This is a genomic window from Pseudomonas sp. 313 (genome assembly GCF_000316965.1).
GTDB lineage: Bacteria > Pseudomonadota > Gammaproteobacteria > Pseudomonadales > Pseudomonadaceae > Chryseomonas > Chryseomonas benzopyrenica.
Genome location: NZ_ANBZ01000082.1, coordinates 207,914 through 231,776, shown reverse-complemented (window position 1 = coordinate 231,776; position 23,863 = coordinate 207,914). Strand labels below are relative to the sequence as shown.

Sequence of the window (23,863 nt, the reverse complement as noted above, 5' to 3'; positions counted from 1 at the left end):
TTTAACCCCTAGGGGGAGAAGTCCGTCCCGAGGGTCACCGACCTGAGGAGGACTGTATGAATACGCAACCGGCAACATCGGTTTCGTCTGCGTCCCCTGACGGGGTTAAGGGCTGGCACGATCTCGATTGGGCCAAGATCCAAATCTCCGTTCGGAAAACGCAGTTGAAGATTGCGCAGGCAACAATGGCTGGTGACTGGCGTAGGGTTAAACGCCTACAACGGTTACTGACCCATTCGTTTTATGGTCGCTGTTTGGCTGTAAGACGGGTGACTGAAAACCGGGGTCGCAAGACTCCGGGCGTTGATGGAGAAACCTGGGGGACGCCTCCAGCCAAGCTCCGCGCCGCGAAGCGTCTATCGGAGAAACGAGGCTATCGGCCCAAACCGCTAAAGAGGGTTTGGATACCAAAGCCAGGAAAGAAGGAAAAGCGCCCGCTAGGCATACCGACGATGTTTGATCGGGCCATGCAAGCGCTCTACCTTTTCGCTCTTGAACCTGTCACCGAAAGCACCAGTGATCCGAAAAGTTATGGCTTCAGGCCTGACCGATCAACGGCTGATGCTATGGCAGAACTCTTCAACCTACTTTCACAGCGGACCTGCGCCCAGTGGATTTTGGAAGGGGATATCAAGGGGTTCTTCGACAACATCAATCACGAGTGGCTGTGCCAGAACGTCCCCATGGACCAGAAGGTACTACGGCTGTGGTTGAAGGCTGGGGTAATTGACCGGCGGCACTTCAGAGCTACGGAGGCCGGGACGCCACAAGGCGGGATCATCTCGCCCTGTTTGGCTAACGCCACCTTGAATGGATTGGAGTCTCAGCTTCGGACGTACTTGATTTCCAAATTTGGGAAGACTAGGACTAAGACGCTGAAGGTTCATGTGGTTAGGTATGCGGACGATTTCGTTATCACGGCTGCTAGTAAAGAGTTGCTGCGCGACGAAGTGCAACCATGGGTCGAGCAATTCCTGTCAGTACGAGGGGTTAGCCTTTCTCCTGAGAAAACGCATATCACACACATTTATCAAGGCTTTGACTTTTTAGGGTGGAATTTCAGGAAGTATGTGCCGAGGTCGCCATATAAGCGCACTAAGCTATTTATCAAGCCGACAAGGAAGAATGTTTCCGCATTCTATCGTAAGGTGAAGGAGATAGTGAGGAGTAGTGGTGCACTAACTCAAGGAGAGTTAATCGGACGCCTGAATCCGGTACTGAAAGGGTGGGCCAACTATCACTCTCCAGTAGTGGCAAAGAAGACCTTCAATAAGCTGGATAGCGATATTTACTGGCTATTGAAGAGGTGGGCGAAACGCAGGCATCCAAGAAAGCAGGCTGGATGGTGTGAGAGCAAATACTTTCATGCTATCGGCACGCGCCAATGGGTGTTTGCATCCCCTTACAAGAGTAGTAAAGGAGAGAGGAAGCTTCGTCAGCTCTACAAGCTGGCGGACACGGAAATCGTGCGGCACATGCATCTAGCGGTTGAATACCAACCCTATGATGTAGAGCATGAGCAAAAGTGGGAGAAGTTAAGGGTCCAACGGATGCAGCACAAGCTGCGTTATCGGGGGCAAATACTTTATCTTTTTCAACGTCAGCTCGGGAAATGCGCTCTATGCGGTCACGCGATTACCAAAGAGACTGGATGGGACGATCACCATGTCATCAGACGGGTGGACGGCGGTCCAGACACTTTGAAAAACCGTACACTTCTTCATCCAAGCTGCCACTCGCTGGTTCATAGCCGGCGACATAAGGTAACCCTGCGATACAGCGGTCTTAAGTGCTAAGATCGTAGTCACAGTTGCCGGCCAGCTATTGGCTGGTTTTTCGTAAGCTTGAGCCGTGTGCGGTGAAAGTCGCACGCACGGTTCTTAGGGGGCCCTGGATCAGATAACGATCCAGGGCTACCCACCTGGAAAGCCTTCATGACGTTCGATGAACAACGCTTCGGCGGGATCGCCCGGCTCTATGGGCAGGAGGCCGTCGAGCGCCTGGCCGCCAGTCACGTCGCCGTGGTCGGCATCGGCGGAGTGGGTTCCTGGGCCGCCGAGGCCCTGGCCCGTAGCGGCGTCGGTCGCATCAGCCTGTTCGATCTGGACGACGTTTGCGTCAGCAACACCAATCGCCAGGTGCACGCCCTGGACGGCCAGGTGGGGCGACCCAAGGTCACGGTGATGGCCGAGCGCATCCAGGCCATCAACCCGGCCTGCACGGTCAAGGCGGTGGCGGACTTCGTCACCCGCGAGACCATGGCCGACTACATCACCGAGGAGCTCGATCTGGTGCTGGACTGCATTGACAGCGTGGCCTCCAAGGCGGCGTTGATCGCCTGGTGCAAGAGACGCAAGATCGCCATCGTCACCACTGGCGGTGCGGGCGGCCAGATCGACCCCACCCAGATCCAGGTGGTGGACCTCAATCGCACCTACAACGACCCCCTGGCCTCGCGGGTGCGTTCGCTGCTGCGCCGCGACTACGGCTTCTCGCGCAATCCCAGCCGCCACTACAGCGTGCCCTGCGTCTTTTCCACCGAGCAGCTGCGCTATCCCAAGCCGGACGGGAGCGTTTGCCAGCAGAAGAGTTTCGTCGGCGAAGGCGTGCGCCTGGACTGCGCTGGCGGCTTCGGCGCGGTGATGATGGTCACCGCCACCTTCGGCATGGTCGCCGCCGCCCGCGCCGTGGACAAGCTGATCCAGAAGCCCAAAGGTTAAAGCTCTCGTAGGTTGGGTTGAGCGCAGCGAAGCCCAACGCTGCCCAGGTCGAGCCCGCAATGTTGGGCTTCGACGATGGAGCCGTCTCAGCCCAACCTACGTCCTGACGACGAGTGGGCGCTTTGGTAGGTTGGGTTGAGCGCAGCGAAGCCCAACGGTGCCCAGGTCGAGTCCGCATGTTGGGCTTCGGCGATGGAGCTGCCTCAACCCAACCTACGTTCAGAGGACGATGGTCGCTTCGGTAGGTTGGGTTGAGCGCAGCGAAGCCCAACGGTGCCCAGGTCGAGCCCGCATGTTGGGCTTCGGCGGTGAAGCTGCCTCAGCCCAACCTACGTCAGCGCCAAGACCGGGCCGCAGCCTCACATATCCTGGGGCGTTTCCCGGACGGGACGGTCGTCGGCGATGGCGGGGACGTGCAGGCCGGTCTTGGCCAGTTGCTGGCCTTCCATCTGCGGCTGGGTGGTCCAGGTGAGGATGTCGTAATAACGGCGCACGTTCTGCACGAACTGCACCGTCTCACCACCACGGGCGTAGCCATAGCGGGTCTTGCTGTACCACTGCTTCTGCGCCAGGCGCGGCAGCATCTTCTTCACGTCCAGCCAGCGATCCGGGTCCAGGCCCTGGGATTCGGCCAGCCGGCGGGCGTCGAGGATATGGGCGATGCCGATGTTGTAGGTGGCCAGGGCGAACCAGGTGCGATCCGGTTCGTTGATGCTGTCGGGCAGCTCGTCACGGATCTGGTCGAAGTACTTGGCGCCGCCGGTGATGCTCTGCTCGGGATCCAGGCGATTGGATACCCCCATGGCCTGGGCGGTGTTGTTGGTCAGCATCATCAGTCCGCGTACCCCGGTCTTGGAGGTGGCGTCCGGCGTCCACAGCGATTCCTGGTAGCCCATGGCGGCCAGCAGGCGCCAGTCCAACTGGTGTTTCTGCGCCACCTTGCGGAAGTGCTTCTCGTACTTGGGCAGGCGTTCCTGCAGGTGCTGGGCGAAGGTGTAGGCACCGACGTAACCAAGCACGTCGACGTGGCCGTAGTAGCGCTCCTTGAGCTGCTGCAGGGTGCCGTCGCGGCGGACCTTGTCCAGGTAGGCGTTGACCGCGTCGAGCAGGCTGTTGTCCTCACCGGGCTGCAGCGCCCAGGCCTGGCCCTGGTTATCGCCCAGGTCGAAGGCCACCCGCACATTGGGGAAATAGACCTGGTTCATGGCCAGTTCGTTGGAATCCACCAGGGTCAGGTCGATCTGGCCCTCGTCGACCATGCGCAGCAGGTCGCTGACCTCCACCTGATCGGATTCGTCGAAGGCCAGCCCCGACACCTGGGCCTGCAGCGCCTTTAGTTGCTGGGCCTGGCTGCTGCCCTTGAGCACCAGGATGCGCTTGCCGACCATGTCCTTGGGCGTGCTGGGGCGGACGGTGCCGTTGCGATAGATGACCTGGGGCACCACGTCCAGATAGCTGCGGGAAAACTTCAGATTCTGGCGATTGATCGAAGGCGTGAGGCCGGCCGCGGCGATCACCGGCCCGTCCGGCGCGGTCAAGCGATTGAAAAGGTCGTCGAGGTTGTCGGCGGTGCTGATTTCCAGGCGTACCTTGAGCGATTCGGCGAAGCCCTTGACCAATTCGTATTCGAAGCCGGTCTCGCCGTTACGGTCCTGGAAATAGGTCGCCGGACTGTTGCGCGTCACCACGCGCAGGACTCCCGCCTGCTGCACCTGCTCCAGCGCGGTAGGCTTGGGCGGCGCAGGCACGTCGGCCTCCCCGCAGCTCATGAGCAAGGCGAGGAAGGGCAGGGTAAGCCAGGCGAATCGCTTGAAGGCTCTATTCAAATGGGCTAGCTCGGCCATACGGCATCAAAACGGCACTGGCGCCTTGCTGACGCGCCTCATCGGTCGGCCCCTCCGGGCACTCGTTATGGTCGGGACGCTCCGCGCCACCGGTCCGGCCAAAGGCTCTATCCTGAGCCCAATGGGGAGCCGCGTCCATGGGGCGCGGCAGGCCGTAACGGCGGGCAGTATACGCGAGAAGTGGCCCAGCGCCCATTTTATACATACAAGGATGGTGGTAAGGCTGCATGAACCCTCGTCGCCGGAAGGTGTCCCCGGCGCGCCTTTAGGCTAGAATGCACGGCCCCAAAGTGACTTGGCCCCGAGGCTGTCCCCGATGCTGATCCTGCGCGGCGCTCCCGCTCTTTCTTCGTTCCGTCACGGCAAACTTCTCGACCAGCTGACTCGCCTGGTTCCCGGTGTCTCCGGGCTCTATGCCGAGTTCGTTCATTTCGCCGAAGTCGCCGGCACCCTGAGCGCGGAGGAAGAGGGCATCCTCGGCCGACTGCTGCAATACGGCCCCAGCGTCCCCCAGCAAGAACCCCAAGGCGCGCTGTTCCTCATCGTCCCGCGCCTGGGCACCATCTCGCCCTGGTCGAGCAAGGCCACCGACATCGCCCACAACTGTGGCCTGGCGCAGATCGAGCGTCTGGAGCGCGGCGTGGCCTACTACGTCGCCGGCGAGCTGGACGGCGTTGCCCACGCGCAACTGGCTGCGGCCCTGCATGACCGCATGACCCAGCGCGTGCTGCCGACCCTGGACGCCGCCGCCGACATCTTCAGCCATGCCGCGCCCAAGCCGCTCACCGCGGTGGACGTGCTCGGCGGTGGTCACGCCGCGCTGGAACAGGCCAACCTGGCACTAGGCCTGGCCCTGGCCGAGGACGAGATCGACTACCTGGTCAAGAGCTTCACCGCCCTGGGGCGCAATCCCCACGACGTCGAACTCATGATGTTCGCCCAGGCCAACTCCGAGCACTGCCGGCACAAGATCTTCAATGCCAGCTGGGACATCGACGGTGAGAGCCAGGAGAAGTCCCTGTTCGGCATGATCAAGAATACCTACGAGATGAACCGCACCGGCGTGCTGTCCGCCTACAAGGACAACGCCGCGGTCATGGAAGGCTTCACCGCCGGCCGCTTCTATCCCGACGCCGAGTCCCGCGAGTACGGCGCGCACAGCCAGCCCGTGCACATCCTGATGAAGGTGGAGACCCACAACCACCCGACGGCCATCGCCCCCTTCCCCGGCGCCTCCACCGGCTCCGGCGGCGAGATCCGCGACGAAGGCGCCACCGGCCGCGGCTCCAAGCCCAAGGCCGGCCTGACCGGCTTCACCGTCTCCAACCTGAACATCCCCGGTTTCGAGCAGCCCTGGGAGCAGCCCTACGGCAAACCCGAGCGCATCGTCACCCCGCTGGACATCATGATCGAGGGCCCGCTGGGCGGCGCCGCCTTCAACAACGAATTCGGTCGCCCGGCTCTAGCCGGCTACTTCCGCACCTTCGAGCAGCAGGTCGAGACCCCCCGTGGTCCCGAGATGCGCGGCTACCACAAGCCGATCATGCTCGCCGGCGGCCTGGGCAACATCCGCGCCGACCACGTGCAGAAGGGCGACATCTCGGTGGGCGGCAAGCTCATCGTGCTCGGTGGTCCGGCCATGCTGATCGGTCTGGGCGGCGGCGCCGCCTCGTCCATGTCCACCGGTGCCAGCTCCGCCGACCTGGATTTCGCCTCGGTGCAGCGCGAGAACCCGGAAATGGAGCGCCGCTGTCAGGAGGTCATCGACCGCTGCTGGCAGCTGGGCGAAAACAACCCCATCACCTTCATCCATGACGTAGGCGCGGGCGGCCTGTCCAACGCCTTCCCCGAACTGGTCAACGATGCCGGTCGCGGCGGCCGCTTCGAACTGCGCAACGTGCCGAACGACGAGCCAGGCATGAGCCCGCTGGAGATCTGGTGCAACGAGTCCCAGGAGCGCTACGTGCTCTCCGTGGACGCGGAAAACTTCGAGACCTTCAAGGCCATCTGCGAACGCGAGCGCTGCCCCTTCGCCGTGGTCGGCGAGGCCACCGAGGAGCGCCAGCTGACCGTGGCCGACAGCCACTTCGGCAACAACGCCGTGGACATGCCGCTGGACGTCCTGCTCGGCAAGCCGCCGCGCATGCACCGCAGCGCCACCCGGGAAGCCGAACTGGGCGACGCCTTCGACGGCGCCGGCCTGGACCTGACCGAGTCGGTGGAGCGCGTCCTGCGCCACCCGGCCGTGGCCAGCAAGAGCTTCCTGATCACCATCGGCGACCGCACCATCACCGGCCTGGTCGCCCGCGACCAGATGGTCGGTCCCTGGCAGGTCCCGGTGGCCGACTGCGCCGTGACCGCCACCAGCTTCGACGTCCACACCGGCGAAGCCATGGCCATGGGCGAGCGCACCCCGCTGGCGCTGCTCGACGCGCCCGCTTCCGGCCGCATGGCCATCGGCGAGACCATCACCAACCTGGCCGCAGCGCGCATCGACAAGCTCGGCGACATCAAGCTCTCCGCCAACTGGATGGCCGCCGCCGGCCACCCGGGCGAAGATGCGCGCCTCTATGAAACCGTCAAGGCGGTGGGCATGGAGCTGTGCCCGCAGCTGGGCATCACCATCCCGGTCGGCAAGGACTCCATGTCCATGAAGACCCGCTGGCAGGACGGTGGCGAAGACAAGAGCGTCACCGCGCCGTTGTCACTGGTGATCACCGGCTTCGCCCCGGTGCAGGACATCCGCCGCACCCTGACCCCCCAGCTGCGCTTGGACAAGGGCCAGACCGACCTGATCCTGATCGATCTCGGCCGCGGCCAGAATCGCCTGGGCGGCTCCATCCTTGCCCAGACCCACGGCAAGCTCGGCCAGCAGGCTCCCGACGTCGACGAAGCCGAAGACCTCAAGGCCTTCTTCGCCGTGATCCAGGGCCTCAACCAGGACGGCCTGCTGCTGGCCTACCACGACCGTTCCGACGGCGGCCTCATCACCACCCTGGTGGAAATGGCCTTCGCCGGTCACTGCGGCCTGGCCCTGCGCCTGGACGCCCTGGCCGCCGACCGTGACGAGCTGACCCGGGCGCTGTTCGCCGAAGAACTGGGCGCCGTCATCCAGGTGCCCCAGGACTTCACCCACGAGGTGCTGGCCCAGTTCAGCGCGGCCGGTCTGGAAGACTGCGTGGCGGTGATCGGCAACCCGGTCAACGGCTACGAGATCAACATCCACTACCACGACGAGCATCTCTACCGGGCCGAGCGGCGCATGCTGCAGCGCGTCTGGAGCGAGACCAGCTTCCAGATCCAGCGCCTGCGCGACAACGCCGACTGCGCCCAGCAGGAATTCGACGCTCTGCTGGAAGAGGATCATCCGGGTCTGTCGGCCAAGCTGGCTTATGATCCTAACGAGGACATCTGCGCCCCCTACATCAAGAAGGGCGTGCGGCCCCAGGTCGCCATCCTGCGCGAGCAGGGCGTCAACGGTCAGGTGGAGATGGGCGCGGCCTTCGATCGCGCCGGCTTCGCCGCCATCGACGTGCACATGAGCGACATCCTCTCCGGTCGCATCGACCTGGCGGACTTCAAGGGCGTGGTCGCCTGTGGCGGCTTCTCCTATGGTGACGTCCTCGGCGCCGGCGGTGGTTGGGCCAAGTCCATCCTGTTCAACGCCCGGGCCCGCGACGGCTTCCAGCAGTTCTTCGAGCGCACCGATACCTTCACCCTCGGCGTGTGCAACGGCTGCCAGATGGTCGCCAACCTGCGCGAGCTGGTGCCCGGCAGCGAATTCTGGCCGCGCTTCGTGCGCAACCGCTCCGAGCAGTTCGAGGCGCGGGTGGCCATGGTCCAGGTGCAGGATTCGCCCTCGCTGTTCCTCGCTGGCATGGCCGGGTCGCGGCTGCCCATCGCCATCGCCCATGGCGAAGGCTTCGCCGAATACCCGAACCAGCAGGCGCTGGTCGCCGCTGACGTCTCCGGCACCGTGGCGCTGCGCTATGTCGACGGTCACAGCAAGGTCACCGAGACCTATCCGGCCAACCCCAACGGCTCGCCGCTGGGCATCACCGGTCTGTCCAGCCAGGACGGTCGCGTGCTGCTGATGATGCCGCACCCCGAGCGCTGCTTCCGCGCCGTACAGAACTCCTGGATCCCGGCCGACTGGCAGGGCGAGGACGGCGGCTGGATGCGCCTGTTCCGCAATGCGCGGGTCTGGGTGGACTGAGTCCTCGGCTCGCGTCTGACGAAACCCGCGCCTCGGCGCGGGTTTCGTCTTTCTGGGAAGGGTTTAAGCTGAAGGGACCGTCCAGCGTCTCCGGAGTCCTCGATGTTCAAGCTGTGTTTCTACGTCCCCGACTCGCACCTCGATGCCGTCAAGCAGGCGATCTTTGCTGTGGGCGGTGGCCGCATCGGGCTCTATGACAGTTGCTGCTGGCAGGTCCAGGGCCTCGGTCAATTCCGTCCACTGGCGGGCAGCCAGCCGCACCTGGGCGAGCAGGGCAGTCTCGAACAGCTAACGGAATGGCGAGTGGAGCTGGTACTGGCCGATGAGCAGGTCGCCCGCCAGGCCGTGGCGGCGCTCAAGGAGGCGCATCCCTATGAAACGCCGGCCTACGACGTGGTGCAGGTGCTGGATTTCTAGCCGTCAGGGATAGCCGAGAACGGTCTTGATCCGTGCAAGCTCACGCTCGACCCAGCGCGGATCCACCGCGCCCCAATCGCGGACCTCGTAGCCGCCCGCGTTGTTGCGCGCGCCGTCGCCCTGCACGAACTGACAGTCGATATCCAGATCGGCCAGCGCCAGCAGGGTGTCCTGGGCCGTACGCCGCGGCATGCCGGTGGCGGCCATCAGCGCGGGCACGCTGGTGGCGGTGCCGCTGGCCACCAGCCAGGCCACATAGAGCCGGCGATAGAAACTGGTCTTGGTCTTGCTCACATCCATGAGAATCGTCCTAGGCAATAAAAAGCCCACCGCGAGGGTGGGCTTCAGGGGCATCAGAGGGTAGCGATGCGCTGCCGCTGGTCCACCATCTTGGCTAGGGCCTGTTCGGCTTCTGCCAGTTTGGCACGCTCCTTCTCCAGCACTTCGGCAGGCGCCTTGGCGACGAAGCCTTCGTTGCCCAGCTTGCCGCCGACGCGCTTGACCTCGCCTTCCAGGCGGCCGATCTCCTTGTCCAGGCGCGCCAGTTCCGCGTCCTTGTCGATCAGCCCGGCCATGGGCACCAGCACTTCCATCTCGCCCACCAGGGTGGTGGCGGACATCGGCGCTTCCTCGCCGGCGGCCAGCACGCGGACCGATTCCAACTTGGCCAGCTTGTTCAGCAGCGGCTCGAAGTCGGCCAGGCGGCGCTGGTCCTCGGCACTGGCATTGGCGACGATGATGTCGATGCGCTTGGCCATGGAAATCTTCATCTCGCCGCGGATCTGCCGCACGCCCAGCATCAGCGCCTTGACCCACTCGATGTCGCCTTCGGCGGCGGCGTCGATGCGCGCCTCGTTGGCTACCGGCCAGGGCTGCAGCATCAGCGTCTCACCCTGGACACCGGCCGGCGCCTTGAGGCGCTGCCAGATTTCCTCGGTGATGAAGGGCATGAAGGGGTGCGCCAGGCGCAGCACCACTTCCAGTACCCGCGCCAGAGTGCGGCGGGTACCGCGCTGGCGCTCGATGGAGGCGTTCTCGTCCCACAGCACCGGCTTGACCAGCTCCAGGTACCAGGCACAGTACTCGTCCCAGACGAATTCATAGAGGGCCTGAGTGGCCAGGTCGAAGCGGAAGGCGTCGAGCTGACGGGTCACCTCGGCCTCGGTGCGCTGCAGCTGGGAGATGATCCAGCGATCCACCGAGGACAGCTCGACCGGTTCGTCATTGACGCCGGTGTCCTGGCCTTCGACGTTCTCCATGACGAAGTTCGCCGCGTTCCACAGCTTGTTGCAGAAGTTGCGATAGCCCTCGACGCGACCCATGTCGAACTTGACGTCGCGGCCGGTGGTGGCCAGGGAGCAGAAGGTGAATCTCAGGGCATCGGTGCCGTAGCTGGCGATGCCGTCCGGGAATTCGGCGCGGGTCTGCTTGGCGATCTTCTCGGCCAGCTTGGGCTGCATCAGGCCGCTGGTGCGCTTCTGCAGCAGGGTGTCCAGGTCGATGCCATCGACGATGTCGAGGGGATCGAGCACGTTGCCCTTGGACTTGGACATCTTCTGGCCCTGGCCATCGCGGACTAGGCCGTGGACGTAGACGGTCTTGAACGGGATCTGCCCGGTCAGGTGGGTGGACAGCATGATCATCCGGGCGACCCAGAAGAAGATGATGTCGAAGCCGGTGACCAGCACGTCGGTGGGATGGAAGGTCTTCAGCGCCTCGGTCTGCTCGGGCCAACCCAGGGTGGAGAAAGTCCACAGACCGGAGCTGAACCAGGTATCCAGCACATCGTCGTCCTGGCGCAGGGCGATGTCACCGAGGTCGTGCTTGGCGCGTACCTCGGCTTCGTCACGGCCGACATAGACGTTGCCGGCCTGGTCGTACCAGGCGGGAATGCGGTGGCCCCACCAGAGCTGGCGGCTGATGCACCAGTCCTGGATGTCGCGCATCCAGCTGAAGTACATGTTCTCGTATTGCTTGGGCACGAACTGCACCTCGCCGCTCTCGACCACGCCGATGGCTTTCTCGGCCAGGGGCTTGGTGGAGACGTACCACTGGTCGGTCAGCCAGGGCTCGATCACGGTGCCGGAACGGTCGCCCTTGGGCACCTTGAGGGCGTGGTCCTCGATCTTCTCCAGGCGGCCGGCGGCGTCTAGGTCGGCGACGATGCGCTTGCGCGCCTCGAAACGGTCCAGGCCGGCGTAGGCCTCGGGCAGGGTGGCGTCGAACATGCCGTTGACGCTGCCGTCCAGGTTGAACACCTGAGCGCCGGGCAGGATGGCCGCGTCGGCGTCGAAGACGTTGATCAGCGGCAGGTTGTGGCGCTTGCCGACTTCATAATCGTTGAAATCGTGGGCCGGGGTGATCTTGACGCAGCCGGTGCCGAATTCGGGGTCGCAGTAGTCGTCGCCGACGATGGGGATGCGGCGGCCCACCAGGGGCAGTTCGACGTACTGGCCGATCAGATCCTTGTAGCGCGGATCTTCCGGATGCACGGCCACGGCGGCATCGCCCAGCAGGGTCTCGGGGCGGGTAGTAGCGACCACCAGGTGATCCATGCCCTCGGCGGTGCGGGCGCCGTCCGCCAGGGGATAGCGCAGGTGCCAGAGGTGGCCTTTCTCGTCATGGCTTTCCACTTCCAGGTCGGAAATGGCGGTGTGCAGCTTGGTGTCCCAGTTGACCAGGCGCTTGCCGCGATAGATCAGACCGTCCTCGTGCAGGCGTACGAAGGCTTCCTTGACCGCCTCGGAGAGGCCGTCGTCCATGGTGAAGCGCTCGCGCGACCAGTCCACCGAGGAGCCCAGGCGGCGGATCTGCCGACTGATGTTGCCACCCGATTCGCTCTTCCATTCCCAGACCTTTTCCAGGAATTTTTCCCGGCCCAGGTCATGGCGCGACAGGCCCTCGGCACCGATGCGGCGCTCCACCAGCATCTGGGTGGCGATGCCGGCGTGGTCGGTGCCCGGCTGCCAGAGGGTGTTGCGACCCTGCATGCGGCGGAAGCGGATCAGGGCATCCATGATGGCATTGTTGAAGCCATGGCCCATGTGCAGGCTGCCGGTCACGTTCGGCGGCGGGATCATGATGGTGTAGGGCTCGCCCGACCCCTGGGGCGCGAAGTAGCCCTGGCGTTCCCAGGTCTGGTACCAGGAGGTTTCGATGGCGTGCGGCTGGTAGGTCTTGTCCATGGAGGGGGCTTTTGTCGCTGGAAGAGGAAAGCCTCCGAGTATAGCGACTCCCGCCGGCCGGCGGCAGGGCGCCTTGGCGCTCCGCGCTCAGGGACGCTGCAGCAGTTCTTCCAGGCGCCGTTGCAGACGGCGCTGCAACTCGGCTTCCAGGCGCGGCAACTGCTCGTCGAGCAGTTCCTGCAGGATGGCCGGCGCCTCCTGGTGCAGGCGGACGTGGGCCAGGTCTTCATGGGGCGCGCTGGGTGTCACCTCTTCGATGGCGTCCGGCACGATCTGGTCGAGCAGCGGCGGGATGGCCTTGAGGCGCTCGGCGCTGGGCGCGATGACGTCGGAGAGGATGGGGATGCCATCGGCGCTGCTCGGATGAATCGTGTTGCGACTCTTGTCGAGCACCTGGCGGATGGCTTCGAGGTCTTGCAGGACGTGCGCGGGAGGCTTGGTGCTGGTCATGAAATCAGACACGTGACAGCTGATGGTCCTGTAGAGCATAGCCAAGCTTGCGGTAGAAGCGAAAACCTTCGCGCATCGCCTGGCGCACGTCGGGGGCTTCGACGACCACTTCGGCGATCCGGGCGAAACCCGCATGGCAGGGCGGCGGGGCCAGGCTGAGGTTGATCAGCAGTTCGCCCGTTTGCTCGGCGGTCGTGGTCAGGCCCAGCACCACCGGACTGTCACTGGCGGTTTCCGCCAAGTCGTGGGGAATGAAGCTGTCGGGACGGAAGGCCCATAGCTGTTCGTCCAGGCGCTGACGCTGCTCGGTGTCGGCGCAATGCACATAGACCGGCATGCCCTGCTTCCAGGCCTTGTCCACCAGCCGGCAGGCAAAGGCCAGCCGCGCCGCGGGATCGGTGGAGGGCAGGACATAAAAATCGACACGGGTCATGGCGGATCACGAAGAAGGGGAGGGAAGCGGCAAGGCCGCGACGTAGGGGCGTCGCGGCCTCTATAGGCGTTAGCGCGTGTTCAAAGTCTCGCGAGCTAGAGCCAAACAAGGCGAAAAGACCTGAGGAAGTGGAGTTTACAAAACGTAAATGAGCATTCCGAAGGTCTTTTCAACGCCGTTTGGCCGACGCGCAGCAGACTTTGAGCAGGTGCTTAGGCCTCGGCGGTGCGGTCGAGCAGGTACTGCACCAGCAGCGGTACCGGGCGACCGGTGGCGGCCTTGTCCTTGCCGCCGCTGATCCAGGCGGTGCCGGCCACGTCCAGGTGCGCCCAGGGATAGGCCTTGGCATAGCGCGCCAGGAAGCAGCCCGCGGTGATGGTGCCGGCCTTGGGACCGCCGATGTTGGCCATGTCGGCGAAGGGGCTGTCCAGCTGCTCCTGGTACTCCTCGTGCAGCGGCAGTTGCCAGACGCGGTCGTCGGCGCGATCGCCGGCCTGCTTGACCTGGTCGATCAAGGCATCGTCGTTGCCCATCAGGCCCGAGACCAGCGAACCCAGGGCGGTGATGCAGGCGCCGGTGAGGGTGGCGATGTCGATCACCGCCTTGGGCTGGAAGCGCTCGGCGTAGGTGAGGGTGTCGCACAGCACCAGGCGGCCTTCGGCGTCGGTGTTGAGGATCTCGATGGTCTGGCCGCTCATGCTGGTGACGATGTCACCCGGACGGGTGGCGGTGCCGCTCGGCATGTTCTCGGCCAGGGCCAGCAGACCTACCACGTTGATCGCCGGCTTGAGCTCCATGAGGGCACGGAAGGTACCCAGGACGCTGGCGGCGCCGCACATGTCGTACTTCATCTCGTCCATGCCGGCGCTCGGCTTGATGCTGATGCCGCCGGTATCAAAGGTGATGCCCTTGCCGACCAGGGTGTAGGGCTGGGCGTTCTTGGCGCCGCCCCGGTACTGCAGCACCACCAGGCGCGGCGGCTGGGCGCTGCCCTGGGCCACGGCGAGGAAGGAGCCCATGCCCAGTTCGCGCATCTTCTTCTCGTCGAGCACCTCGACGGAGAGCCCGGCGTCCTTGAACTGCTTGCCCAGGACCTTGGCCTGATCGGCTACATAGACCGGGTTGCAGACGTTTGGCGGCAGGTTGCCGAAGTCCTTGGCATAGGCGGTGCCGTGGGTGATCGCTAGGGCATGGGCCAGAGCGCGTTCGGCCTCCGGCTGGGAGGCCTTGGTGGTGACCAGGGTCAGCTTCTTCAGCGGCCGCGGCTCGGCCTTCTTGCTCTTGAAGCGATCGAAGACGTAGTCGCCATCGGCCAGGGTCTCGGCCAGCAGGCGCAGGCGGGCATAACCATCGCGATTCTTGACCGGCACATCGCCGAGGGCGATGGCAGCGTCGCTGCCGCCCAGGCTCTTGAGCACGCCCAGGGCGCCGCTGGCCAGCTTGCGGTACTGACGGTCGGAAAGCCCTTCGCTGGCGCCGCTACCGACGAGCAGCACGCGCTCGGCCTTGATGCCGGGCAGATTGGTGAGCAGCAGGGTCTGGCCGGCCTTGCCGGCGATGTCGCCGCGCTTGACGGCCGCGCTCAGGGCGCCGGAAGTGGCAGCGTCCACGGCGCTGGCCGCTGCGTCGAGCGCACCGCCTTCACCGACGGCCACGACCAGCGTGGCGGTTTTCAGGGTTTCCGGACGAGCGTTTTTGACGACGAATTCCATTAGGAGAAGCTCCCCAAGACAAACACATGAGTTCGCAGGATATAATGCGGGGCTTTCGCCAGGGCCTTTCCCGGCGATCGGCCTTCAACGGGTGGGCCTTGCAACGCAAGCCATGCAGCCGAGCTAGTGTGAGCGTTCGCGCCAGAGCCTGACAACCCTGGAGAATCCTGTTTGATCGTCTTCCGCTATCTGTCTCGAGAAGTTCTCACCACCCTCGGTGCGGTCAGTGCCGTGCTGCTGGTGATCATCATGAGCGGCCGCTTCATCAAGTACCTGGCCCAGGCGGCCCAGGGCCTGCTGGATCCGGGCGTGCTCCTGCTCATCATGGCCTACCGCATCCCCGGATTCCTGCAGCTGATCCTGCCGCTGGGCCTCTTTCTCGGCTTCCTGCTCGCCTATGGCCGGCTGTACCTGGACAGCGAGATGACCGTGCTCACCGCCACCGGCCTGAGTCCGCGCCGCCTGCTGGCCTACAGCATGGCGCCGGCCGCGGTGGTGGCCCTGGTGGTCGCCTGGCTGAGTCTGTCGCTGGCACCCCTGGGCGTGCAGAAGGTCACCACCATCCTCAATCAGCAGGATGCCATGACCGAGTTCGACACCCTCGAACCGGGCCGCTTCCAGTCGCTGCGGGACAATTCGCGGGTCACCTACACCGAGCGCCTGTCGGCGGATCGCAGCCAGCTGGGCGGCGTCTTCATTTCCGAGCGCAACACCTCCACCGCCGGCGGCAAGGACCGCGGCGTGGGCGTGCTGGTGGCCGACACCGGGCGGCAGGAAATCCACCCGGACGGCAGTCGCTACCTGATCCTGCAGAACGGCTTCCGCTACGACGGCGTGCCGGGCCAGGCCGATTACCGCGCCGTGCAGTACGAGACCTATGGCGTGCTCCTGCCCAAGCCCGCGGTCAGCGAGGACATCAGCGAGCGTGACGCCGTCACCACCGGTGAACTCATGCGCAGCAACGAGCTGCAGTATCGCGGCGAGCTGCAATGGCGGCTGTCGCTGCCAATCCTGGTGTTCGTCGTGACTCTCATCGCCGTGCCCTTGGCCAAGGTCAATCCGCGTCAGGGCCGCTTCCTCAAGCTGCTGCCGGCGATCCTGCTGTACATGGCCTACCTGTCGCTGCTGATCGCCGCCCGCGGCGCCCTGGATAAAGGCCGCCTGCCGCCGGCCATCGGTCTGTGGGGCGTGCACCTGCTGTTCCTGGTGCTGGGGCTGCTGCTGGCCTTCTGGGAACCGCTCAAGGCGCGTCTGCGCGGTCGCAAGCCGGAGGTAGCGGCATGAACAAGCTCGATTGGTACATAGGGCGCACCGTCTTCGTCAGCATCCTCGCGGTGCTGGGTGTGATCGTTGGTCTAGCCCTGCTGTTCGCCTTCATCGACCAGCTCGGCGACTTCGACGACAACTACGGCGTCGCCGAGGCGCTCAAGTTCGTCCTGCTCACCTCGCCGCGGCGAGCCTACGAGATGCTGCCCATGGCGGCGCTGATTGGCTGCCTGATCGGCCTGGGCACCCTGGCCAGCAGCAGCGAGCTGATCGTGATGCGTGCCGCTGGGGTCTCCCTGGGGCGCATCGTCTGGGCGGTGATGAAGCCGATGTTCGTGCTGCTCATCGCCGGCATCCTGGTCGGCGAGTACGTGGCGCCCTGGTCGGAGAACCTGGCGCAGAGCGGTCGTGCCCTGGCGCAGAGCGCCGGCAAGGCGCAGAGTTCGCGTCATGGCCTCTGGCATCGCCAGGGCCACGAGTACACCCACGTCAACGCCGTGCAGCCCAATGGCCTGCTGCTGGGCGTGACGCGCTACGAATTCGACGACAATCGCCATCTGCTGCAATCCAGCTTCGCCCAGCGCGGTATCTATCGTGGAGATCACTGGGAGCTGGAAAACGTCAGCATCACCGACTTCGGCAATCGCCAGACCAGTGTGCGTCAGGAGCCCAAGGTGATCTGGAACGTCGAGCTGACCCCGCAGGTGCTCGATACCGTGATCATGGAGCCGGATGCGCTGTCGATCTCCGGGCTGTGGTGGTACATCCACTACCTGGCCGATCAGGGCCTGAGCAACAAGAGCTACTGGCTGGCGTTCTGGTCGAAGATCTTCCAGCCGCTGGTGACCGCCGCTCTGGTGTTGATGGCGATCTCCTTCATCTTCGGCCCGCTGCGCTCGGTGACCCTGGGCCAGCGGATCTTCACCGGGGTGATCATCGGCTTCGCCCTGCGCATCTTCCAGGACCTGCTGGGACCGTCCAGCCTGGTGTTCGGCTTCTCGCCGCTGCTGGCCGTGCTGGCACCGGCGCTGCTCTGCGCCGTGGCTGGGATCCTGTTGCTGCGCCGGGCCGGCTAGGGCCCGGCGGCGCCGTCCGCTAGGCGGCGCCCTTGCTCACGACCGGTTGCGGCTGCAGCCAGCCGGCGTGGGCTTCGCAGAAGCTCAGGATGCGCTGCACGCGGCGGATCTGATCCCGATGGCGGCATTCGCCCACCACGGTACGCACCAGCAGATCGACGTTCTGCATGTGGATCAGGCGCAGATCAGCGCTCATGTCGGGGCAGGCGTCCATCTCGTCCATGCGCGTCTCGCAACGCGAGAGCAGGCGCTCGATGAAGGCGGTGGAGAAGCGGGCGGGGGTCTGGGCCGTTTCCAGGTCCTTGACCGCCACCTGAGAGAGGGGGGAGAGCGTTTCCATGTGCAAGATCTCGCGTCCGTATCGATGTCTTACTATTGCACGCTTTGCCCTTGCGTTTCAGCTGCCGGTGGTCAGCTGGCTATCCGATCGTTTCCGGGGCTCAGCGCGGATGTCCGGGTGCTCCTGTCGCCACGTCGAGCAGCGCTGATCGCGCCTTAAGATAAGACTGCTTCTGCTGCAAGTCGGCTGGATGATCGATGGTTAGCCCCGCCAGATAGCCCTGCCAGATGGCCAAGTAGGCTTTCTGCGCATTGCGCAGCCGCCAATCCTGGCCGGCGGGTAATTGGTCCGTAGCAGACTTCTCTTCGGCAGCGGCCTGGGTCTGGCAACTGCTCAGCCGCTGACGAAAGTCCGCCAGCCGCCCTTGTTCGCCCGCCAAGCGGGCGTTGTTGCCATGCAGCACCAGCAACTCGCAGCCATAGAGGGCGCTGTGCAACCGGGCCTGCAACGTCCAGCTGGGCGAGCGATTCAGGTCGACACCCGCACTCGCTGGCTGGGTGGGTCGCTGTACGGCGCAGCCACCCAGGGTCAGCAGCAGGACGAGTAGCAGGGAAGGGCTCAGGTGCATCTTCCGGTCTCGGCAAGCCTTGTGCGGGCACCAGCCTATTGGTAACGCTGCCATTCCCGATACTTGTCCATCAGGTAGTTACCGACCGGTTGCGACTTCTTGCAGTCCTCACCGCTCAGTGGGCTGGGTTCGCAGACGGAGTCGGCCGAGCTGTAGTGGTTGCAGCCGGTCAGCAGTAACGCGAGGCCAAGCAATATCCATTTCAAAAGGCATCCTTCCCTACGATGAAAGCGGGAGTGTGGTGATCAAGAACGTGCCTGATGGATGGGGGTCGCCGTATTCGCAAAGGTACAAAAACCGCAATTAGCGCAAGGCTGCATACCTTGAAAATTCATCCAATCTGTATCCCTTGACCGTCTTGCTGCCGGGCTAACATACCCTTCCTGACCTAGGTAGAGGCCGTCATGCAACTGAGCGACATTCCATTCGGTACCACTGACTGGTCGAAAATCGAACCTGTAGTCCATGCGGGAGCGAGCGGCTCAGCGCTTTGGCGTACCTGCCAGTTTGGTGCAATACGGGTCCGCATGGTCGAGTACAGTGAGGGTTATCTTGCCGATCACTGGTGCAGCAAGGGACATATTCTACTTTGCCTGGATGGTCGGCTGGATACCGAGCTGGCCGATGGTCGCGTCTTCACCTTGACCGCCGGCATGAGTTACCAGGTGGCCGACAATGCAGAGGCTCACAGATCCTCGACCGCGACTGGGGCTAGGTTATTCGTCGTGGATTGAGGCTCGTATCGACGCCGCGACCAGGGCGCACCAGGCACAAAAAAACCGCCTCGAGGGGCGGTTTCTTCGGCTTCCAGGCAACACGGGGGAGGCCTGGAAGGTACCAACTTGGTGCCCCGGGGGAGACTCGAACTCCCACTCCTTTCGGAAACGGATTTTGAATCCGCCGCGTCTACCGGTTCCGCCACCGGGGCAATGGCGGCGGAGTATAGGGATGCAGGCAGGTCCGGTCAATCCAAAGTGCGTTGGTGAAAAAGGCCGCTTCCGGTAAGCTGTGCGGCCTTTCGAGATCTACCTGCCATGCACGTCGCCGACTTCCATTTCGACCTTCCCGAATCCCTCATCGCCCGTCATCCGCTGGCCGAGCGCCGCGGCAGTCGATTGCTGGTGCTCGACGGCCCCAGCGGTGAGCTGAGCCATCGCCACTTCGCCGATCTGCTGGGCTATCTGCAGCCGGGCGACCTGATGGTGTTCAACGACACCCGGGTGATACCCGCGCGGCTGTTCGGCCAGAAGGCCAGTGGCGGCAAGCTGGAGATCCTGGTGGAGCGGGTGCTGGACGAGGAGCGGGTGCTGGCCCATGTGCGGTCCAGCAAATCGCCCAAACCAGGCAGCCGCATCCTCATTGACGGCGGTGCCGAGGCCGAGATGGTGGCGCGCCACGAGGCGCTGTTCGAACTGAAATTCGCCGAGCCCGTGTTGCCGCTGCTGGAGCGGGTCGGTCATATGCCGTTGCCGCCCTATATCGACCGGCCCGACGAGGCCGAGGATCGCGAGCGCTACCAGACCGTCTATGCGCGCAATGCCGGCGCGGTGGCCGCGCCCACCGCCGGACTGCACTTCGACGAGCCGCTGCTGGACGCCATCCGCGCCAAGGGCGTGGCGACCGCCTTCGTCACCCTGCACGTCGGCGCCGGCACCTTCCAGCCGGTGCGGGTCGAGCGCATCGAAGACCACCACATGCACCGCGAGTGGCTGCAGGTCGACCAGGCCGTCGTGGATGCCGTGGCCGCCTGCCGCGCCCGTGGCGGTCGGGTGATCGCCGTCGGTACCACCAGCGTGCGTTCGCTGGAAAGCGCCGCCCGTGATGGCCAGCTCAAGGCCTTCGCCGGCGAGACGGATATCTTTCTTTATCCCGGTCGCCCCTTCCATGTCGTCGATGCGCTGGTGACCAACTTCCACCTGCCCGAATCGACCCTGCTGATGCTGGTGTCGGCCTTCGCCGGTTACCGCGAGACCATGGCCGCCTATGCGACGGCCGTGGCCGAGGGCTATCGCTTCTTCAGTTATGGCGACGCCATGTTCATCACCCGCAATCCCGGGGCCCAGGGCCCGGAGAGCTGATATGAGTTTCATGAATTTCGAATTGCTGGCCACCGAGGGCAAGGCCCGTCGCGGCCGCCTGACCTTTCCCCGCGGCGTGGTCGAGACCCCGGCCTTCATGCCGGTCGGTACCTACGGCACGGTCAAGGGCATGCTGCCCGACAGCGTCGCCGATATCGGTGCCCAGATCATCCTCGGCAACACCTTCCACCTCTGGCTACGGCCTGGGACCGAGGTGATCCAGCGCCATGGCGACCTGCACGACTTCATGCAGTGGCAGGGGCCGATCCTCACCGATTCCGGCGGCTTCCAGGTGTTCAGCCTGGGCGCGCTGCGCAAGATCAAGGAGGAGGGCGTCTACTTCGCCTCGCCGGTGGACGGCGCCAAGGTCTTCATGGGCCCCGAGGAATCCATGGCGGTGCAACGCGCCCTGGGCTCGGACATCGTGATGATCTTCGACGAGTGCACCCCCTATCCGGCGGACTTCGACACCGCGCGCCGCTCCATGGAGCTGTCGCTGCGCTGGGCCAAGCGCTCCCGGGAAGCCCATGGCGACAACCCCTCGGCGCTGTTCGGCATCGTCCAGGGCGGCATGCACGAGGAGCTGCGCCTGAGGTCCCTGGAGGGCCTGGAAGGCATCGGCTTCGACGGCTACGCCATCGGCGGCCTGTCGGTAGGCGAGCCCAAGGAAGAGATGATTCGCGTGCTGGATTTCCTGCCGCCGCACCTGCCGGCGGACAAGCCGCGCTACCTGATGGGCGTGGGCAAGCCGGAAGACCTGGTGGAAGGCGTGCGCCGTGGCGTCGACATGTTCGACTGCGTGATGCCCACCCGCAACGCGCGCAACGGCCATCTGTTCATCGACACTGGCGTGCTCAAGTTGCGCAATGCCGTGCATCGTCACGACGAGACGCCGCTGGATCCCACCTGCGACTGTTACACCTGCAAACATTTCTCCCGGGCCTATCTGCACCATCTGGATAAATGCGGGGAAATGCTGGGGAGTATGCTGAATACGATCCACAACCTGCGGTACTACCAGCGGGTGATGGCCGGTTTGCGCCAGGCTATCCAAGAGGGTAAATTGGCCGACTTTGTGGACGCCTTCTATGCTCGGCGCGGCCTGCCTACGCCGCCGCTCGACCGCTGAAAGCCCCTGTCCGATCGTCCAGGCGAAACGGCGCTCGCGCGTCCTTCGCCGGGTGCGTGACCGCGGTTCTGCAGCGGTCGAACCGGTGGCGAGCGACCCCCGGCATCTCTTCTTTTTCCGTCATCCAACTCTGCAAGGAGTAGTGCAATGAGTTTTCTGATTTCCACGGCCCAGGCCCAGGAAGCTGCCGCGCCGGCCGCCAACGCCGCACCGGGAGGTGAATACATTCAGTTCATCTTCCTGATCGGCTTCGTGGTGATCTTCTATTTCCTGATCTGGCGTCCCCAGGCCAAGCGCACCAAGGATCACAAGAACCTGATCGGCGGCCTGCAGAAGGGTGACGAAGTGGTGACTACCGGTGGCATCGCCGGTCGCATCAACAAGGTCACCGACGAGTTCGTGGTGCTGGAAGTGTCCGACAACGTCGAACTCAAGTTCCAGAAGGGCGCCATCGCCGCGACCCTGCCGAAGGGCACCCTGAAGGCCCTCTGAGCCTTCCTTAATCTAGCTAACACCGGGGCGCGCAAGGCGCCCCGCCTTTATCTCGGGCGGTGTCATGCTCAACAAATATCCCCTCTGGAAGTACCTGCTGATCCTGGCCGTACTGGTCGTGGGCGCCATCTATTCGGTTCCTAATCTGTACCCCGACGATCCGGCCCTGCAGATCAGCGCTTCCAGCACCGAACGCACGGTGACCCCCGCCGAGGTGCAGCGTGTCAACGCGGCCCTGGCCGAGGCTCATCTGGCGGTGAAGTCCAGCGATCTCAATGAGAACGGCAGCCGGGTGCTGATCCGCCTGATGCGCGCCGATGATCAACTGCCGGCCCAGGAAGTGGTCCGCCGTACCCTGGGCGACGACTTCGTGGTGGCTCTGAACCTGGCGCCCACCACCCCGCAGTGGCTGCGCAAGCTGGGCGCCAGCCCCATGAAGCTGGGTCTGGATCTCTCCGGCGGTGTGCACTTTCTGCTGGCGGTGGACATGGACAAGGCCGTGGATGCGCGCCTGAAGGTCTATGACAACGAGGTCAAGACCCTGCTGCGCCGCGAGAAGGTGCGCTATCGCAGCATGCCCGACCAGAACGGCGCCCTGCAGCTCGGCTTCACCGATGCCGCCGACCTGCAGCAGGCCCAGAGCCTGATCCGCAAGAACTACACCGATTTCGAGCTGACCACCGATACCCGGGGCGACCTGCAGGTGCTGCGTCTGCAGCTGACCGAGGCCAAGCTGCGCGAGATCCGCAACTATGCCGTCACCCAGAACCTGACCACGGTACGCAACCGGGTCAACGAACTGGGCGTGGCCGAGCCGCTGGTGCAGCGCCAGGGCGCCGACCGCATCGTGGTCGAGCTACCGGGTGTGCAGGACACCGCCGAAGCCAAGCGCATCCTCGGCAAGACCGCCAACCTGGAATTCCGCCTGGCCGCCACCGCGGACACCCCGCGGGCCTCCACCGAGAGCTTCGAATTCCGCGAGCCCGGGCGTCCGGCGGTACCGCTGGAGCGTAACGTCATCATCACCGGTGACCAGGTCACCGACGCCTCGGCCAGCTTCGACGAGAACGGCCGGCCCCAGGTCAACATCCGCCTGGATGGCCACGGTGGCGATCTGATCAACCGTGCCACCCGCACCAACGTCGGCCGCAGCATGGCCGTGGTGTTCATCGAGCAGCGCCCGGTCACCCGCTACACCACCCAGACCGTGGACGGCGTGCAGAAGGAAGTGGCGGTGCCCGGCTTCGAGGAAGAGCGGCGCATCATCAGCCTGGCGACCATCCAGTCGGCCCTGGGCAACAGCTTCCGCATCACCGGCCTGAATGGCTCGGGCGAGGCCTCGGAACTGGCGCTGCTGCTGCGTGCCGGTGGCCTGGCCGCACCCATGTACTTCGCCGAAGAACGCACCCTCGGCCCGAGCCTGGGCGCCGACAACATCGAGAAGGGCATCGATGCCTCGCTGTGGGGCATGGTCTTCGTCTCGCTGTTCCTGATCGCCATCTACCGCTTCTTCGGGGTGCTGGCGACCATCGCCCTGGCGTTCAACATGGTGCTGCTGATGGCGCTGATGTCCATCCTGCATGCCACCCTGACGCTGCCGGGTATCGCCGGTATCGTGCTGACCATGGGTCAGGCGGTGGACGCCAACGTGTTGATCTTCTCGCGGATCCGTGAAGAGATCGCCAACGGCATGCCGATCCAGCGCGCCATTCACGAAGGTTTCAATCGGGCCTTCACGGCGATCCTGGACTCCAACCTGACGACCCTGCTGGTGGGCGCCATCCTGTTCGCCATGGGCACCGGGCCGGTCAAGGGCTTCGCCGTGACCATGTCGCTGGGTATCTTCACCTCCCTGTTCACCGCCATCTTCGTGACCCGTGCCATGGTCAACCTGATTTATGGCGGCCGGAACGTCAAGAAGCTGTGGATTTGAGGAC

At 64.4% G+C, this 23,863-nt stretch carries 20 protein-coding genes and 1 tRNA gene; 11 read left to right on the top strand and 10 right to left on the bottom strand.

Annotated features, from left to right (window positions below; genetic code table 11):
• The first annotated feature begins 56 nt into the window (after positions 1 to 56).
• Entirely contained in the window at positions 57 to 1,796 is a 1,740-nt protein-coding gene (gene ltrA / locus C722_RS0121830; protein WP_026084020.1) for a group II intron reverse transcriptase/maturase, read from the top strand.
• A 138-nt stretch (positions 1,797 to 1,934) separates the two neighbouring features.
• Entirely contained in the window at positions 1,935 to 2,720 is a 786-nt protein-coding gene (tcdA, locus tag C722_RS0121825; RefSeq protein WP_017642560.1) for a tRNA cyclic N6-threonylcarbamoyladenosine(37) synthase TcdA, read from the top strand.
• A gap of 359 nt (positions 2,721 to 3,079) precedes the next feature.
• Here the strand turns inward: tcdA and mltF are convergent, their stop codons facing one another.
• On the bottom strand, positions 3,080 to 4,564 hold the full coding sequence (gene mltF / locus C722_RS0121820; protein ID WP_017642559.1) for a membrane-bound lytic murein transglycosylase MltF: 1,485 nt from the start codon (positions 4,562 to 4,564) through the stop codon (positions 3,080 to 3,082).
• Positions 4,565 to 4,880: 316 nt separating this feature from the next.
• On the opposite strand from mltF, the gene purL reads away from it, so the two are divergent.
• The gene (gene purL / locus C722_RS0121815; RefSeq protein WP_017642558.1) at positions 4,881 to 8,780 is read left to right on the top strand and encodes a phosphoribosylformylglycinamidine synthase; all 3,900 of its coding nucleotides are present in this window, start codon (positions 4,881 to 4,883) and stop codon (positions 8,778 to 8,780) included.
• 102 nt (positions 8,781 to 8,882) lie between these two features.
• Entirely contained in the window at positions 8,883 to 9,197 is a 315-nt protein-coding gene (locus tag C722_RS0121810) for an NIF3 1 (RefSeq protein ID WP_017642557.1), read from the top strand.
• A gap of 3 nt (positions 9,198 to 9,200) precedes the next feature.
• Here C722_RS0121810 and C722_RS0121805 read toward each other — a convergent pair whose 3' ends face one another.
• The 5 genes from C722_RS0121805 to C722_RS0121785 form a co-directional block, all read right to left on the bottom strand.
• Positions 9,201 to 9,497, bottom strand: a complete 297-nt coding sequence (locus tag C722_RS0121805) for a helix-turn-helix domain-containing protein (RefSeq protein ID WP_017642556.1) — start codon at positions 9,495 to 9,497, stop codon at positions 9,201 to 9,203.
• A 53-nt stretch (positions 9,498 to 9,550) separates the two neighbouring features.
• The gene (locus C722_RS0121800) at positions 9,551 to 12,382 is read right to left on the bottom strand and encodes a valine--tRNA ligase (RefSeq protein WP_017642555.1); all 2,832 of its coding nucleotides are present in this window, start codon (positions 12,380 to 12,382) and stop codon (positions 9,551 to 9,553) included.
• A gap of 87 nt (positions 12,383 to 12,469) precedes the next feature.
• Positions 12,470 to 12,832 (bottom strand): hypothetical protein, encoded by a 363-nt coding sequence (locus tag C722_RS0121795; protein ID WP_017642554.1) that lies wholly within the window; start codon positions 12,830 to 12,832, stop codon positions 12,470 to 12,472.
• 4 nt (positions 12,833 to 12,836) lie between these two features.
• Positions 12,837 to 13,265 (bottom strand): DNA polymerase III subunit chi, encoded by a 429-nt coding sequence (locus C722_RS0121790; protein ID WP_017642553.1) that lies wholly within the window; start codon positions 13,263 to 13,265, stop codon positions 12,837 to 12,839.
• Between the two features lie 212 nt (positions 13,266 to 13,477).
• On the bottom strand, positions 13,478 to 14,977 hold the full coding sequence (locus C722_RS0121785; protein ID WP_017642552.1) for a leucyl aminopeptidase: 1,500 nt from the start codon (positions 14,975 to 14,977) through the stop codon (positions 13,478 to 13,480).
• Between the two features lie 171 nt (positions 14,978 to 15,148).
• Between C722_RS0121785 and lptF the strand changes: the two genes are divergently transcribed.
• Together lptF and lptG are read left to right on the top strand one after the other, a co-directional pair.
• Positions 15,149 to 16,261 (top strand): LPS export ABC transporter permease LptF, encoded by a 1,113-nt coding sequence (gene lptF / locus C722_RS0121780; RefSeq protein ID WP_017642551.1) that lies wholly within the window; start codon positions 15,149 to 15,151, stop codon positions 16,259 to 16,261.
• Entirely contained in the window at positions 16,258 to 17,319 is a 1,062-nt protein-coding gene (gene lptG / locus C722_RS0121775) for an LPS export ABC transporter permease LptG (protein WP_017642550.1), read from the top strand. Before lptF ends, lptG begins: the two co-directional genes overlap by 4 nt.
• A 19-nt stretch (positions 17,320 to 17,338) precedes the next feature.
• Here lptG and C722_RS0121770 read toward each other — a convergent pair whose 3' ends face one another.
• From C722_RS0121770 to C722_RS26335, 3 genes are all read right to left on the bottom strand, one after another.
• The gene (locus C722_RS0121770) at positions 17,339 to 17,659 is read right to left on the bottom strand and encodes a hypothetical protein (RefSeq protein WP_017642549.1); all 321 of its coding nucleotides are present in this window, start codon (positions 17,657 to 17,659) and stop codon (positions 17,339 to 17,341) included.
• A 100-nt stretch (positions 17,660 to 17,759) separates the two neighbouring features.
• A complete protein-coding gene (locus C722_RS0121765; protein WP_017642548.1) occupies positions 17,760 to 18,227 on the bottom strand; it encodes a hypothetical protein in 468 nt (155 codons plus the stop codon).
• 35 nt (positions 18,228 to 18,262) lie between these two features.
• On the bottom strand, positions 18,263 to 18,433 hold the full coding sequence (locus tag C722_RS26335; protein WP_017642547.1) for a hypothetical protein: 171 nt from the start codon (positions 18,431 to 18,433) through the stop codon (positions 18,263 to 18,265).
• Positions 18,434 to 18,631: 198 nt separating this feature from the next.
• On the opposite strand from C722_RS26335, the gene C722_RS0121755 reads away from it, so the two are divergent.
• Complete coding sequence (locus C722_RS0121755; RefSeq protein WP_017642546.1) at positions 18,632 to 18,961, top strand: DHCW motif cupin fold protein; 330 nt, start codon at positions 18,632 to 18,634, stop codon at positions 18,959 to 18,961.
• A 109-nt stretch (positions 18,962 to 19,070) separates the two neighbouring features.
• Here C722_RS0121755 and C722_RS0121750 read toward each other — a convergent pair.
• Positions 19,071 to 19,155 (bottom strand) — tRNA-Leu (locus tag C722_RS0121750).
• Between the two features lie 106 nt (positions 19,156 to 19,261).
• On the opposite strand from C722_RS0121750, the gene queA reads away from it, so the two are divergent.
• From queA to secD, 4 genes are all read left to right on the top strand, one after another.
• Positions 19,262 to 20,305: a tRNA preQ1(34) S-adenosylmethionine ribosyltransferase-isomerase QueA gene (queA, locus tag C722_RS0121745; protein ID WP_017642545.1), complete on the top strand. Its 1,044-nt coding sequence runs from the start codon at positions 19,262 to 19,264 to the stop codon at positions 20,303 to 20,305.
• 10 nt (positions 20,306 to 20,315) lie between these two features.
• Positions 20,316 to 21,434, top strand: coding sequence for a tRNA guanosine(34) transglycosylase Tgt (gene tgt, locus C722_RS0121740; protein ID WP_051226203.1), 1,119 nt, complete (start codon positions 20,316 to 20,318; stop codon positions 21,432 to 21,434).
• A 147-nt stretch (positions 21,435 to 21,581) separates the two neighbouring features.
• Positions 21,582 to 21,926, top strand: coding sequence for a preprotein translocase subunit YajC (gene yajC, locus C722_RS0121735; RefSeq protein WP_007162951.1), 345 nt, complete (start codon positions 21,582 to 21,584; stop codon positions 21,924 to 21,926).
• Positions 21,927 to 21,990: 64 nt separating this feature from the next.
• On the top strand, positions 21,991 to 23,859 hold the full coding sequence (gene secD, locus C722_RS0121730) for a protein translocase subunit SecD (protein ID WP_017642543.1): 1,869 nt from the start codon (positions 21,991 to 21,993) through the stop codon (positions 23,857 to 23,859).
• Positions 23,860 to 23,863 lie beyond the last annotated feature (4 nt).